14 protein-coding genes are annotated in these 14090 nt (G+C 66.2%); 8 read left to right on the top strand and 6 right to left on the bottom strand.

Annotated features, from left to right (window positions below):
- Positions 1 to 368 precede the first annotated feature (368 nt).
- The 6 genes from V7S63_RS16720 to V7S63_RS16745 all read left to right on the top strand — a co-directional run bounded on the left by V7S63_RS16720 (position 369) and on the right by V7S63_RS16745 (position 5658).
- Entirely contained in the window at positions 369 to 584 is a 216-nt protein-coding gene (locus V7S63_RS16720) for a DUF4167 domain-containing protein (RefSeq protein WP_199777578.1), read from the top strand.
- A 118-nt stretch (positions 585 to 702) separates the two neighbouring features.
- Positions 703 to 1200, top strand: coding sequence for a DUF3859 domain-containing protein (locus tag V7S63_RS16725; RefSeq protein ID WP_336531023.1), 498 nt, complete (start codon positions 703 to 705; stop codon positions 1198 to 1200).
- An 826-nt stretch (positions 1201 to 2026) separates the two neighbouring features.
- A complete protein-coding gene (locus V7S63_RS16730; RefSeq protein ID WP_336531024.1) occupies positions 2027 to 2785 on the top strand; it encodes an AAA family ATPase in 759 nt (252 codons plus the stop codon).
- 176 nt (positions 2786 to 2961) lie between these two features.
- Entirely contained in the window at positions 2962 to 3321 is a 360-nt protein-coding gene (locus V7S63_RS16735; protein WP_336531025.1) for a hypothetical protein, read from the top strand.
- Between the two features lie 112 nt (positions 3322 to 3433).
- On the top strand, positions 3434 to 4504 hold the full coding sequence (locus V7S63_RS16740) for a serine hydrolase domain-containing protein (RefSeq protein WP_336531026.1): 1071 nt from the start codon (positions 3434 to 3436) through the stop codon (positions 4502 to 4504).
- A gap of 251 nt (positions 4505 to 4755) precedes the next feature.
- Positions 4756 to 5658: a DMT family transporter gene (locus V7S63_RS16745; RefSeq protein WP_336531027.1), complete on the top strand. Its 903-nt coding sequence runs from the start codon at positions 4756 to 4758 to the stop codon at positions 5656 to 5658.
- A 3-nt stretch (positions 5659 to 5661) separates the two neighbouring features.
- Here V7S63_RS16745 and gpt read toward each other — a convergent pair whose 3' ends face one another.
- The 4 genes from gpt to V7S63_RS16765 form a co-directional block, all read right to left on the bottom strand.
- Complete coding sequence (gpt, locus tag V7S63_RS16750) at positions 5662 to 6171, bottom strand: xanthine phosphoribosyltransferase (protein ID WP_091841164.1); 510 nt, start codon at positions 6169 to 6171, stop codon at positions 5662 to 5664.
- 110 nt (positions 6172 to 6281) lie between these two features.
- Positions 6282 to 8108, bottom strand: coding sequence for a methyl-accepting chemotaxis protein (locus V7S63_RS16755; protein ID WP_336531028.1), 1827 nt, complete (start codon positions 8106 to 8108; stop codon positions 6282 to 6284).
- 447 nt (positions 8109 to 8555) lie between these two features.
- Entirely contained in the window at positions 8556 to 9320 is a 765-nt protein-coding gene (locus tag V7S63_RS16760; RefSeq protein WP_100964934.1) for a competence/damage-inducible protein A, read from the bottom strand.
- A gap of 126 nt (positions 9321 to 9446) precedes the next feature.
- On the bottom strand, positions 9447 to 10298 hold the full coding sequence (locus tag V7S63_RS16765; RefSeq protein WP_336531029.1) for an FkbM family methyltransferase: 852 nt from the start codon (positions 10296 to 10298) through the stop codon (positions 9447 to 9449).
- Positions 10299 to 10423: 125 nt separating this feature from the next.
- Between V7S63_RS16765 and map the strand changes: the two genes are divergently transcribed.
- Entirely contained in the window at positions 10424 to 11248 is an 825-nt protein-coding gene (map, locus tag V7S63_RS16770) for a type I methionyl aminopeptidase (RefSeq protein WP_336531030.1), read from the top strand.
- Positions 11245 to 11973 carry a RadC family protein gene (gene radC / locus V7S63_RS16775; protein WP_336531031.1) on the top strand — a complete coding sequence of 243 codons (729 nt, stop codon included), beginning with the start codon at positions 11245 to 11247 and terminating at the stop codon, positions 11971 to 11973. The genes map and radC overlap by 4 nt, the downstream gene beginning before the upstream one ends.
- A 40-nt stretch (positions 11974 to 12013) precedes the next feature.
- On the opposite strand, the gene V7S63_RS16780 is transcribed toward radC, so the two are convergent.
- Both V7S63_RS16780 and V7S63_RS16785 read right to left on the bottom strand, forming a co-directional pair.
- Positions 12014 to 13021, bottom strand: a complete 1008-nt coding sequence (locus tag V7S63_RS16780) for an NAD(P)-dependent oxidoreductase (RefSeq protein WP_336531032.1) — start codon at positions 13019 to 13021, stop codon at positions 12014 to 12016.
- Entirely contained in the window at positions 13014 to 14030 is a 1017-nt protein-coding gene (locus tag V7S63_RS16785) for an NAD(P)-dependent oxidoreductase (protein ID WP_336531033.1), read from the bottom strand. The genes V7S63_RS16780 and V7S63_RS16785 overlap by 8 nt, the downstream gene beginning before the upstream one ends.
- Between the last annotated feature and the right edge of the window lie 60 nt (positions 14031 to 14090).

Here is a 14090-nt window from a genome sequence, read left to right on the forward strand (position 1 = left end):
GCCGCATTGTTTCTATAGACAGAATGTAGAGGCGACGATTGACCGACTGGCTCCTCTGATTGGACCCTGCGGCGCGCCTTACTCCTATCGTCGAAAACCGATTGCTGCCCTCGGCAGCACCATTGCTGCACGCACAGCGTGCCCGGCGATTTCACACACAAGACCGCCCGGCCCCGGCCGAGCGGCAAACGGATATCAATGCTAGTATCAACCGAACTGAAGTCACCCGAGACCAGGTACGTCGCCGACGCGATCGCCACCACGCTTACGCCGAAATCCGCCCCCGATTGGAAGCCGGAGCCCTGCGGCCTCAGCCGCGAGGAGCTGCGGCGCATCGTCAGGAAGATGCTGGGATGAGGAGGCCGGTCATGCCCACGCGCCAACCCGGATCCACCGCCTTCGACGATCATGTCCCCCGGACCAACCCCACGCAGCCAAGGCGGGGCTCATCCGCGCGGGCCAGTTACGAGCGTTATCTCGCTCTGGCCAAGGCCAAGGCCCTCGCCGGCGACCGGATCGAGGCCGAGCGCTACTATCAGCATGCCGAGCATTATCTGCGCCTGATCACCGGCTCGGCAGCCTGAAAAGCCGGGGCTCGCGCCGTGTCGGGCGATGCCGCGCTGCCCCCGCCACAATCTTTCCATCAGATCGCGCTTTGACATGATCATGCGAGTGCGACGGATCGCGACGACTGGCGCTGCCATGGCGCTCATCACCATGGCGGGGCCCGCGGTTGCCGGCCCCAAGGCTGAGATCGTCGACTTCGGCGTGGTCGCCGGGCGCCTCGTCGATAGCCCGCCGGATACCGGTCAACGCGTTCTGGAACCGGTCCGCGCCATGCAGAAGCTGCGCTATATCGAGCGCAGCGATCGGATCGAGGCTCGGCTCTGCCGGAACTTCGGGATCACGGTGAAGCTGATCCCGACGCCGCCATTCCGCATGCCGGACCGCGTCGAGGTGCGGGTTCTGCACCCGGACCTGACGCGCCCCGACGGCAGGCAGAGCGCCGAGACGCGCTTTCCCAGCTATGTGGTCGATGGTCTCAGCCATATCGGCTTCACCTTCGAGCATGACTGGGAAATGGCGCCCGGCCCGTGGACGATGATCGTCTCGTTGCGCGGGGACGAGATCGCCCGCAAGGATTTCACCGTCACGCTGCCGCCCCCCGGCGCGCCCAAGTCCGATTGCGGTGTCGGCTGACCTTGCAAGGCCGGCGCCGCCGCGCGTGTTTGCCTGGGGTTCCACGCCTTTTCCGTCATGGTCGGGCTTGTCCCGACCATCCACGTCTTCCTTCCTGCAATGCGGTGTTCGGGGGCGAGCATGCCGGCCGGGCGAAGCGGGGATAACGTCCCAATCAATCCCCGCCCCCGAAACCCGGCTTATGCTTCCTCCCGTCCCGCCCGAACCGAGGGGGCTTCGCGAGGCATCATGAGGCCGGGCGGGAGAGCGGTGTTTCGTGGCGACAGGGCCTTGCGAGCCCGAAGGAGCCCGGTTCAGCACGAGTGCGACCCACTTCTGCGATCCCGACTCCTTCCACCACGGAGGGGTTTTCGTCGATGGGAGAGGCCCTCCCAGTCCTGCCGGACGTAACCAGACGGCGAGAACACCTGAAGAGAACCGCGGCGCGGGGTTGGGCAGTGGCCAGTGGCGCTGCCTCGACATCTCGACATCGACATTCGGCACGCAGCCGTCGACTGCGACGCCGCCTTGACCCCGCGCCCTCCCTCGGATGGCGACCAATCGAACCCTCGCGGTGGAAGCCGGCGAGCGCATCGACCTGTCTGGAGCCGCCTTTGGATATGGGGTGTCCCGCCCGTCATGCTCGCCCTTGTGGCGAGCATCCACGTCTTGAACACTGCGCTCGATCAGCAAAGACGTGGATGGTCGGGACAAGCCCGACCATGACGAAAAAGGCAGTGTTCAATGAGTTCCGGGCTCAGGCCTGCGGCTTGTCCGGGACGACCCGCGCTTTGATTGAAGCATCGCATACCGTAGGTTGCATCTCCCACCCCGCCCGCGAGCCCCGATGCGACGAACCCAGACCCGCCTGCCCGCGCCTTTTCTCCGGCGCATCTGGCTCGACCGCGACGCGGTGCCGGACGCCGACGCCTATCCCTGGTGCCTGCCCTTCCTGCGCGAGGCGTTCGAGCTGTCCTTCGACAGGCCGATCACCATCATCGTCGGCGAGAACGGCACCGGGAAATCGACGCTGCTCGAAGGCATCGCCGTGCTCGCCGGCTATGACGACTCCGGCGGCGGCAAGGGCTATCGCCCGGTCGATCATGCCCAGGCCGTCGAGGCCATGGGCGGCGCGCTCGCCCGCTCGCTCAGGGCGAGCTGGCTGCCGAAAGTCACCGATGGCTGGTTCTTTCGGGCCGAAAGCTTCTTCTCGGTGGCGCGCTATCTCGACAAGGCCGCGCTCGATGCTGGCCAGCGCGGCCCCGATTTCCTCTCCCATTCGCATGGCGAGGGTTTTCTCCGCTTCTTCGAGGAGCGCTGCCAGCGCCGCGGCATCTTCATCTTCGACGAGCCGGAATCGGCGCTGTCGCCGGCCCGCCAGATCGAGTTCCTCAAGCTGCTGCGCCGGATGGACCGGCTCTGCCAGTGCCAGGTGATCATGGCGACGCACGCCCCGATCCTGATGGCCTATCCCGGCGCCCGCCTGCTCGGCCTGACCAAATACGGGCTCGATCCGGTGACGATCGAGGAGACCCAGCATTTCCGCCTGATCCGCGAGTTCTGCCTGGACCCGGCGACGTTTGTCGAGACGATGATGGAGGAGTGAGGGTGGTTGCATGCGCCGACCCGCTGCGGCTGGAGGAGGCGAGCGAAAGCCAACTCGAAAAGTGACCATCATGTATTTATCCCACAGCCTGCCTCATGCGACGATCGTTAGCGCAATGGAATATTGATTCTTCCCTAAATAACATGACAATATACCTCCTTGAGGAGGCTGTGGCAGTGAAGTATCTGGGCTTGTTTTGGCTGCTTGTGGCACATGCAGGCCCAGCGGAAGCAAAATGCACTGTCAGCGGGCCAAAATGGTATCTGCACACGAATGATAAGGTGGATCTGCGCGTAAATGCAGACAACGAGGGCTGCGGCCACTCGTTCGGCGTCGGATTTGCTTGGCGCATGGACAAGATCGTGGTGATGAAACACCCGCAGAACGGGACCATACGTCAGATAGGAGAAACCACATATTACTACATTCCAAAGAACAAATACAAAGGCACTGATAATTATATCATCTACATATGCGGAAAAGACACTTGGGGCTTGGGCTGCTCAAGGTTGAATTTCCTAGTTTCGGTCGACTAGAACTGCCTGGTAATTTCCCGGACAAGAATTTGGATGGCCCCGTGCCGGGCAAAGACACCCTGCGCAAGCAGTGTTAGAGCGATCTCATCCCGAATCTCCAAGAGTCCTCACCTTGCCTAGCTCCCTCTCCCCCGCCCGCCTCCAGGCCGCCGTCGATTTCGCCCAGGCCCACGACTCCCCCTGGCCGCGCAGCATGTTCTATCCGGACGGCGCCTATGTCGGGAATCGCGAATGGGACGAGAAGGGGCCTTGGACCGAGATCGTCGGGCCGGTCGAGCCGCGCGGCGGGCCGGCCGGCGTCGTGCTGAAGGGCGGCGAGACGATCGCCGAGTGGGGCGATGTCGAGCGCGCCGACATGACCTTCTCGATCGCCAAGAGCTATCTCTCGGTGCTGGCGGGCCTTGCCGTCGCCGACGGGCTGATCGCCGATATCGACGAGCCGGTGGGGAAAAGCGTCGACGGCCAGCATTTCTCCAGCCCGCACAATGCGAAGATCAACTGGCGCCATCTGCTCAACATGAACAGCGAATGGCAGGGCGAGATCTTCGGCAAATCCGACCAGGTCGACCATTTCAGGCAGATCGGCATCGGCGCCGACAACAGCCGAAAAGGCCAGCGCCGCGAGCTGCGCGAGCCCGGCAGCCTCTACGAATACAACGACGTCCGGGTGAATGCGCTCGGCTATGCGCTGCTGCGCCGCTTCCGCAAGCCGCTTCCCGACGTGCTGCGCGAGCGCATCATGGACAAGGTCGGCGCCTCGCAAGGCTGGCGCTGGGAGGGCTACGAGACCTCGTGGGTCGAGATCGACGGAGAGCGCATGCAGTCGGTCCCCGGCGGCGGCCATTGGGGCGGCGGCCTCTTCATCAGCGCCCGCGACCATGCCCGCTTCGGCCAGTTGATCGCGCAGAACGGCGTCTGGGAGGGGCGAGAGCTGATTCCCTCGTCCTGGCTGGCGCAGTCGGTCGTGCCCTCGCCGACCCTGCCGAATTACGGCTTCCTCTGGTGGCTGAACCACGGCCCGGCCGCCAATCCCAAGCTGCCGGCGAGCGCCTTCAGCGCGCAAGGAGCGGGCAACAACCTGATCTGGATCGACCCCGAGCACGAGCTCGTCGCCGTGCTGCGCTGGATCGACAAGGCCGCGATCGACGGCTTCCTGGAGCGGCTGGTCGCGGCGGTGGAGTAGGCGGCTCCCTTCTCCCCTCGGGGGAGAAGGTCCGGCAGGGGATGAGGGCGGTTCGACCGGGTGAGCCATCCTTCCCTCATCCGTCAGCGCTTCGCGCTGCCACCTTCTCCCCCCGAGGGGAGAAGGGTTCCCCGCGCCCTTCATCCCATTCCTCCCCATGCGTCCGGCGTAGAGCCTCCCGCCGCGCCCACCCTTGCCGCAACCTCCCGCTTGAGCCCATAAGCCGCCCTGCTCCCGCAAGGCCTTGAACAGTGTCCAATCCCGCCTCCCCCCGCCTCGCCATCGGCTTTGCCTTCGGCATCCTCTCGGCCGTGATCTGGGGCGTGCAGTCGGTCGTCTCACGGCAATCGGTGGTCGACGGGCTCTCGGCCGGCGACGTCACGATCCTGCGCTTCCTCGCCGCCGCGCTGGTGCTGCTGCCCTTCGCCATCGCGCGACTGAAACCCTTCCCGGTCGGCAAGCTCGGCTGGAAGCGGGCGCTGATCCTCACCGCCATCGTCGGCCCGAGCTACAGCCTGATCCTGGTCGGCGGCGCGCATTTCGCCCCGGCGCTGCACTCCTCGGTGATCTCGCCCGGGCTGATCCCGGTCGCCACCGCGCTTCTCGCCGTCTTCGTGCTCGGCGACCGGATCAGCCCGCTCAGGGTGATCGGGCTCGCCATCATCGTCGCCGGGATCGTGGTCTTCTCCTTCGAGGCGATGGCGAACACGCCGACCCGCGAGGGCGCCTGGATCGGCGACCTGCTCTTCGTGCTGATTGCGGTGCTCTGGTCGGTGTTCGGCCTGCTCGCCCGGCGCTGGGGGGCGGACGCGGTCGAGGTCACCATGGCGACCTGCCTGCTCTCGGTGCCGCTCCTGCCGCTGCTGGCGCTGGTCCAGCCGGTCAACCTTCTCTCGGTGCCGCTATCGGCGATCGCGCTGCAGGCGCTCTATCAGGGCGTTCTGGTCGGCGCCGTCGCGCTCTTCCTCTACACGGAAGCGGTCACGATCCTCGGCGCCGCCCGCGCCGCGCTGTTCCTGCCGCTCGTGCCGGTGGTGACGGCGCTGTCGGGCGCGATCATGCTCGGCGAGCAGGCCTCGACGCTGGAGATCGCCGGCATGGCGCTGGCCGTCACCGGCATAGTGGTGGCGCTGAAGGCGCCGAGCAGCGCCTGAGCCTCAGCCCTTGTGGTCCTTGGCGATCGGCTCGACATAGGCCAGGCCCATGTCCCAGGGGAAGTAGATCCAGGTGTCCTGGCTGACCTCGGTGACGAAGGTGTCGACAACCGGCACGCCGGCCGGCTTGGCGTAGACCGTGGCGAAATGCGCGTTCGGCAGCATCTCGCGCACGACGCGGGCCGTCTTGCCGGTGTCGGTCAGGTCGTCGACGACGAGCACGCCCTTGCCCTTGCCGTCGCCGATGGCGCGGATCGAGGGGGCGATCTCCTTCATCACCTTGAGCTCCGACTGGTTCTTGTAGTCGTGATAGCTCGCGATGCAGACCGTCTCGATCAGGCGCAGGCCGAGCTCGCGGCAGATGATCGCCGCCGGCACCAGGCCGCCGCGGGTGATGCAGACCATCGCCTCGAACGGGCCGGCATCGGACAGGCGCCAGGCGAGTGCGCGGGCGTCGCGGTGGAACTGGTCCCAGGAAACGGGAAAGGCCTTGTTGGCGGAAGCATCGGCCATGGCGGCGGGTCCTGCGGCAGTCTGAAAAAGAGGCTTTCCGCAAAGCGCATTCGGCCGGCGCTGGCAAGAGCCGTGCAGCGATAATCCCCGCCGCGCAGTTCCAAAATCGCCTAGAACTCGGCCCAGCCGTCGTCGCCCCGGCCGCCATTGGCCACCCTGGCACGCGGGAACGGCACGGGTTTGCCCGGCGCGGCTGCAGCCTTCATCGCCGGCAGGACCGCGCGCAGATCCGCGGCCAGTCGCGCCGGCTGGTCGCTGCCGCCGAGCCGGAAGGCGCCGACCAGCGCCGCCAGCGCCTGCGTCTCGCCCTGGAGGTCGCGCGACAGCTTCGAGCTGGCGTCGGCCATCAGCGAGTTGCGCTGGGTGATCTCGTCCATATGAGCGACGGTCTTCGCCATTTCCTCGACGCCATTGGCCTGCTCGGTCGCCGCGCTCGAGATCTCGGCGATGGTGCCGGCGACCCGGTTGGCCGCATCGACGATCTCGTCGAGCGTGCGGCCGGCATCCTTGACCAGCTGGACGCCGGAGCGGACCTGCTCGCTGGAATTGGCGATCAGCGACTTGATGCCGTTGGCGGACTCGCTGGAGCGGCCGGCGAGCGCCCTGACCTCCGAGGCGACGACCGCGAAGCCCCGCCCGGCATCGCCGGCCCGCGCCGCCTCGACCGCGGCATTGAGTGCGAGCAGGTTGGTCTGGAACGAGATCTCGTCGATCATCGAGATGATGTCGGCGATCGAGGCCGAGGCCTGCTCGATCCGGCCCATCGCCGCCACCGCATCGGTGACGATCGCCCCGCCGCGCGAGGCGACGGTCTTCGCCTCGTCACCGAGCGCCGCCGCCTGGCGCGAATTGCCGGCGCTGGTCTTGATCGAGGCGGCGAGCTCCTCGGTCGTCGCTGCGGTTTCCTGCAGGCTTGCGGCCTGGGATTCGGCGCGTTCGGCGAGCTCGACGCTCTCGCTCGCCATCTTGTCGGCCGCGGCGCCGACCTTGCCCGAGATCGCGCCGACGGCGCTGATCATCTGCGCCATCGTCTCGATCAGCTCGTTGATGCCGCCGCAGAGGACGGCGACCTCGCCCTCCTTGCCGGCCATGTCGATGCGCGGGGTCAGGTCCTTGTCCTTGGCCCGGCCGATCACGCTCTGCGCCTCGCCCACCGCCTTGGCGAGCTGGCGCGCCGCCTTCTGCTCGGTGATGTCGGTGGCGTATTTCACCACTTTCAGCGGCCGCCCCTTGGCGTCCATGATCGGGTTGTAGCTCGCCTGGATCCAGACTTCGCGGCCGCCCTTGCCGAAGCGCTGGTACTGGCCGGAATCATACTCGCCGCGGCCGAGCTTCTCCCAGAAGGCGCGGTATTCCGCCGAGCTGCGATAGGCCGCGTCGCAGAACATGGAATGATGCTTGCCCTTGATCTCGTCGAGCGAATAGCCGGTGACGGCAAGGAAGTTCTCGTTGGCGTCGAGGATATGGCCGTCGAGCGTGAACTCGATCACTGCCATCGCCTTGCGGATCGCCGAGACCTGCCCGCCCATGTCGGCTTCCCGGTTCTTCTGGTCGGTGATGACGGTCGCGAACTTGACGACCTTGACCGGCTTGCCGCTGGAGTTGAGGACAGGGTTGTAGCTCGCTTCGATCCAGAGCTCGCGGCCATCGGCGCCGACGCGCAGGAACTGCCGCGCCTCGTATTCGCCGCGCGCCAGCCGCGCCCAGAAATCCTTGTATTCGGCGCTTGCGGCTTCTTCCTTGGTTACGAAGATGCTGTGATGGCGCCCGCGTACCTGATCGAGCGTATAGCCCATCGCCTTGAGGAAGTTCTCGTTGGCGTCGAGGATCGTGCCATCAAGCGCGAAGCTGATCACCGCCGTCGAGCGGTTCAGCGCCGCCATTTCCGCCGCGAGGTCGCGGCGCGAGGCGCCGCTCCTGAAAGGATTGAGCCGCATGCCTCTTGCCCCCATTTGAACAGGTCAAGAATGCAATTAATTCGTTTACGGACTGATAATGACAGCGCGAATGCTTGATACGGCAGCGCTGGAGCCTGACGAAAACGCTTGCGCCTGTGCTGGCTCCCAAGGCAAGAGCTTTCGTGTGTATGCAAATGAGACAGTAACATGCAGCTTGTATGGAAGATCAAGCCTCGATATCCAGGACGCGCGGCGGTGGCTGCCGGGAATACTGACCGGCTGGACTAGTAGCGCGGCACTCGATCGTTTATGAGCAATACGTCATGCTCGTAAAAAGTGTATTTTTATACGACACAACCATCGAGAAGTTCGCTCGCCTGGGTTGAATTGACCTGAGCCAGAGTGCTTTTGGTCAGAACGACAACGTCACTCCCGCCGCATCGCAACGCGCGCGGGAATTATGGTTCCGCCCAGCACGCGACGTCTCTAACGGCGCAGCCGCGACCGCTCTGCCTCGACCATCGCCTTCACGGCTGCCGTTGCCAGCGCCAGCTTCTCCGGATCGCGCGAGCGGACGACGATATTGGTGTCCGGCCCGGTTTCCGACCAGAACGGGTAGGAGCCTATCGAGCAGTCGGGATGGGCTTTGGCGATCTCGGCGAGCGGCGTGCCGATATCGCCCTCGCGCAGGCCAGCCTGCACCGTCTCCGACAGTATCTTGGCACCGGTCTTCAATGTCGGTCCGACGACGTCGAGCATGGCCTGCATGATCGCCGGCACGCCGGCCATGACATGGACGTTGCCGATCTTGAAGCCCGGGGCCTTCGACACCGAATTGGCGATCAGGTCGGCGCCGGCCGGAATGCGCGTCATCCGCATCCTGGCCTCGTTGAGCTGATCCTTGGGGAAGCGCTCCAGCAGCATGTCGATCGCGCGCTGGTCGTAATCGATCGGCACGCCGAAGGCGGCCGCGACCGCATCCGCCGTAATATCGTCATGGGTCGGGCCGATGCCGCCGGTGGTGAAGACATAGGTGTAGCGCGAGCGCAGCGCGTTGAGCGCCGAGACGATCTCGTCGGTCAGGTCGGGCACGACCCTGACCTCGCGCAGCTCGATTCCGATATTGGTCAGGTACTCGGCGATGTAGCCGATGTTCTTGTCCTTGGTCCGTCCGGACAGGATCTCGTCGCCGATCACAAGGATCGCGGCGGTGATCACCGGCTGGAAGGCGGGCGATGGCTCTGCCGTCATGGGCTTTTCCTTGCTGTTTGATTTCGCCGCATGCGTGCCCCGATACGCCAGCGAGCTAAGCCGCTTGCGCACAAGTGCTCAAGCACCGCGCCAGTCGGAGCGGCCATGCGCGCGCGGCGCAGCGCCTCACGAGGTCGTGCGCTCGTAGACTAGGTTGAGCCGGGTCTGGGCGATCAGCCTGTAGCCCTTGCTTTCCAGCAGGGCCGGCAGGTCCGCCTGCCAGCGGCCGCGCGAATCCTCGACGATGACGAAGCCGGGCCAGAGCGCCTCGGGCGCATCCCGCAGGAAGGGTTCGAGGATCAGGTCCTCGGCGCCCTCGACATCGAGCTTGATCGCATCGATCCGCTCATAGCCCTCGCTCTGCACCAGAGCGAGCAGGGTCGTCGCCGGCACGCGGACCGAGTTCGCATTGCTGGAACGCAGGATGCGCACGCTCGATTCGCCCTTGTTGGCGGGGTCGAGGAAGAGCGTCAGCTCGCCCGGCTTGTCGGCGAGCGCGCAGGCGATCGCCTTGACCGTGCCGAACGGGTTCTGGGCGATGTTGTAGGTCAGCCGCGCGAAGATGTCGGGCTGCGGCTCGACCGCGAGGATGCGCGCGCTCCGCCCCGCCCGCGCCGCGACGAACAGCGAGTAGGCGCCGATATTGGCACCGACATCGATGAAGCTGAAGCCGTCGCGGATGCGCGCGGCCAGGAGCTCGCGCTCCTGCGCATCGAAATACTGCGGCGTGAACAGCACACGCTTCTCGCAGACATTGCCCTCGGGATAGAGCCGCATCTGCGCACCGAGCGCCTCGATGTCGACAGGCTGGCCCTTGAGCCGGTTCAGCCCGAGGCGGCGCAGCGCGAAGGCGACCTTGCGTCCGAGGAAGGAGCCGGAGGCGCAGCGCGTCCAGCCGATGATGCGGGCGATGAGCCCCTGCGGCGCGAAAGTGCCGAAAGGCTGGTCCTCGACCGACCTGATCTCATTGAGTGCCATCGGCGGGCTGATACACCCCAAGCGCGGATGGCGCCAGCGGCTTCGTCGGCGATCCCGGCGGCGCATCCGCCTTGCACCGCACCCCAAACCCAATAAATAAGGAAACCAAGGAGCGGCCTTCCGGAATGACCCTGAACGAATCGATCTCGCGCGGGCGGCGCGATCCCGCCATCAAGCTGCATGGACCCGAAGCCTTCGCGGCAATGCGCAAGGCCGGGCAGCTGACCGCGCGCGGCCTTGACATGCTCGCCGGCGAGGTCAAGCCGGGTGTCACCACGCAGCGCCTCGACGACCTCGCCTTCCAGTTCGCCATGGACAACGGCGCCTACCCGGCGACACTGTTCTATCGCGGCTACACCAAGTCGATCTGCACCTCGATCAACCACGTCGTCTGTCACGGCATCCCCGACGACAAGCCGATGCGCGAGGGCGACATCATCAACATCGACTACACCCTCATCGTCGATGGCTGGCATGGCGATTCCAGCCGGATGTTTGCGGTCGGCGATATCCCGCGCAAGGCCGAGCGGTTGGTCGAAATCACCTATGAGAGCCTGTTGCGCGGTATCCGCGCCACGCGCCCGGGGGCGACCACCGGCGATATCGGCTTCGCCATCCAGCGCTATGCCGAGGGCGAGCGCTGCTCGGTCGTGCGCGACTTCTGCGGGCATGGCCTCGGCCAGGTCTTCCACGACGCGCCGAACATCCTGCACTATGGCAGCCCCGGCGAAGGCGTCGAGCTCAAGCCCGGCATGCTCTTCACCATCGAGCCGATGATCAATCTCGGCAAGGCGAGCGTGAAGGTGCTCTCCGATGGCTGGACGGCGGTGACGCGCGATCGTTCGCTCTCGGCCCAGTTCGAGCATACGGTCGGCGTGACCGATACGGGTTGCGAGATCTTCACGCTCTCGCCCGCCGGCCTCGACAACCCGCTCGCGCCGCGCCCATGAAGACCAGGGGCAACGGTAAATCAGCCCCGCTTGCCGCCGCCCCGGCCGAAGCCCCGCCGCATCATCTCGGCCATCGCGACCGCCTGCGCCAGCGCTTCCTCGACGCCGGCGACGGCGCCCTGCCCGACTACGAACTGCTAGAGCTGCTGCTCTTCCGCTCGATCCTGCGGCGCGACGTCAAGCCGCTCGCCAAGCAATTGATCCAGCATTTCGGCTCCTTCGCGGAGGTGATCGGCGCGCCGATCTCGCGGCTCACGGAGGTCAAGGGCGTCACCGAAAGCGTCGCGCTCGACCTCAAGATCGTCGAGGCAGCGCTGAAGCGCACGATGAAGGGCCAGGTCGCCAAGAAGCCGGTTCTGTCCTCTTGGTCCTCGGTGATCGATTATTGCCGCCTCGCCATGGCCTTTGCCGAGCGCGAGCAGTTCCGCATTCTCTTCCTCGACAAGAAGAACGCACTGATCGCCGACGAGGTGCAGCAGACCGGCACGGTCGACCACACCCCGGTCTATCCGCGCGAGGTGATGCGCCGGGCGCTGGAGCTCTCGGCGACCGCGTTGATCCTGGTGCATAACCACCCCTCCGGCGACCCGACCCCGTCCGGCGCCGACATGCGCATGACTCGCGAATTGGTCGATATCGCCAAGCCGCTCGGCATCGCCATCCACGACCACATCATCGTCGGCCGCGACGGCCATGCCAGCTTCAAGGGCCTGGGGCTGATCTGAGGCTGCCCCAGGCGCAGCACGCCGGGTTTGACGTGGCCGGTCACGTCTCCCGCATGACGATGCTGAACCCGGCCAGCCGCCGCATCAGATGGCCGGTTTCGACAAGCGTCTCCGGCAGATGCAGCCCCGAGGCCGGCCGCGGCTTGCCGGCCAATCCGAACAAGCCCTCGATCACCACGGCTATGCCCTTGGCGCTGAGCGCGGCATAGCCGTCCAGGTCGACCAGCTCCCAGCGGAAGCGGCCCTCGCGACCATCCTTGCGCTGCCCCGCGATCTCGATGATCACCTCATGCGAGGGCTTCTCGCCACGCAAGGTGCTCGCCGTCTGCCCCTCGGCAAAATCGACGCGAACGCTCTTGGCCGCGCTGGCCGACAGGCTGAAGACGTCGACCAGGCCGACCGTCGCGCCGTCATGCGTGCGGCCGTCGATACCGGTAAAGCTGCGCTCAGTTTGCGGCGCGCCGATCCAGCGCCACAGCCCTTGCGATCTGACGAGAGGCGCCGGGCCGATCGCGCCGATCCGCTCCATGTCCTCCTGCGAGGCCAGCCCCAGCGGATCGGCCGGATCGAAGACGAGGCCGACCTCGATCGCCTCGATGCGCTCGAAATCGGATGCGGCGTGCAGTGCCGCGAGGGCTGGCACCGAGCCCATGCTGTGTCCGAGCAGGACGACCGGCGCAGCGCCGGGCTGGCGGATGAAGCCGGCGATCGCAGGGCCGATCTCGAAGACGCCGTCCGAGAGCGCGATATAGGCCGCGCCCTGCGCGGCGGCCCAGTTCTGCGTGCGCAGCGACAGATCGCGCACCGCCGTCAGCACGACCGCCGGCTTGAGATCAGCCGGCAGGCCGAGATCGTCGCGTTCGAGATCGAGCGGAGCGCTGACTGCGTGACCAAGCTCTGCTGCCAGCGCTTCCGCCTTCGCTGTGTCGCGCCCGGCAATCACCAGCGGCATTTCAGGATGAAGCTGACGCAGGGCGCGGGCCGTGCGTGAGCCGACGCTGCCATAGCCGCCCAGGATGAGGACGGGGCCGAAAACGACTTCAGCCATTGGCGTTGCGCTCCGTGAAGACCGCGCCGAATTCCTTCATCCGGGCGAGGTAATAGGCAGGCTCGATGATGCTGTCGGGGAAGTAGAGGCCGGGCTTCAACGCCTCGCCGCCGGCTAGCCCGAGCGCGCGTTCGGTTGCGAGCGCGACGCCGAGCGCCGTCAGCGGCGCCTGGCCCTGCGGATGCACGACCTCATAGGTCCGGGCGCCGCGCTCGCCGGAGTACAGCACGCCCTCGATCGTGATCACGCTCTCGGTCGAGAACGGCCCGCCGGCCCGGCGGCTGGCCGAAACGTCGAAGGCCAGATCGAAGCGGATATCCTTGGCGTCGGTCGCGGTGGCGAGGCTGAGTACATCGAGCGGACCATAGGCCGTGGCCGGCAGCTCGACGCCGTCGACGCTGCGATAGCGCGCCTCGGCCTCCTCGCCCGCGATCCAGGCGAATCGGCCAGCCTTCAGCGTCAACGTCGCCGAGCCCGACTGCGTGATGCGTTCGTAATCGGCCAGCGCCGCCTGCCCGCCCATATCATGCTCGTCGAGCAGCACGCCGACGTGGATCCGATTGATCGAACGGAACGCCTTGGCGTACTCCAGCGCCGGAAACAGCGCCGCGCCAGCCAGCCACTGGCTGGCGAGCACGACCGGCGCCGCCTGCGGCTGATGGATGAAGCCGGCGGCCTCGATGCCGATCTCGAAGGCGCCGCTTGAGACGCTGAGATGCGGGATGCCCTGGCGCTGGGCGAAACGCAGCGCATTGCTCCAGTCGTCCTTGACGAAGACGATGATGGCGCTGAAGCGGCCGCTCTCCGGCAGGCCGAGATCGGGCTTGGAGAGATCGGCGGCAAGCGCCTCGACGCCGAGCTGCCCGGCGACGGCCCGCGCCTTGCCGAGGTCGCGGCCGGCGATCGTGACTGGCAGGCCGGGATGCAGACGGCGGATCGCCGCAGCGGTCTGCGCGCCGACGACGCCGGAACCGCCGATGATGAGGACTGGATTTTGGATATTGGGCACAGGAGGCCTCCGTCACGGAGCCAACGCCGAAGCGCCAGCTTTATTACTATGAGTAACTTA

Origin of the sequence: Allobosea sp. CCNWLY174 (assembly GCF_037120455.1) — a bacterium.
Classification (GTDB): Bacteria; Pseudomonadota; Alphaproteobacteria; order Rhizobiales; family Beijerinckiaceae; genus Allobosea; species Allobosea lupini.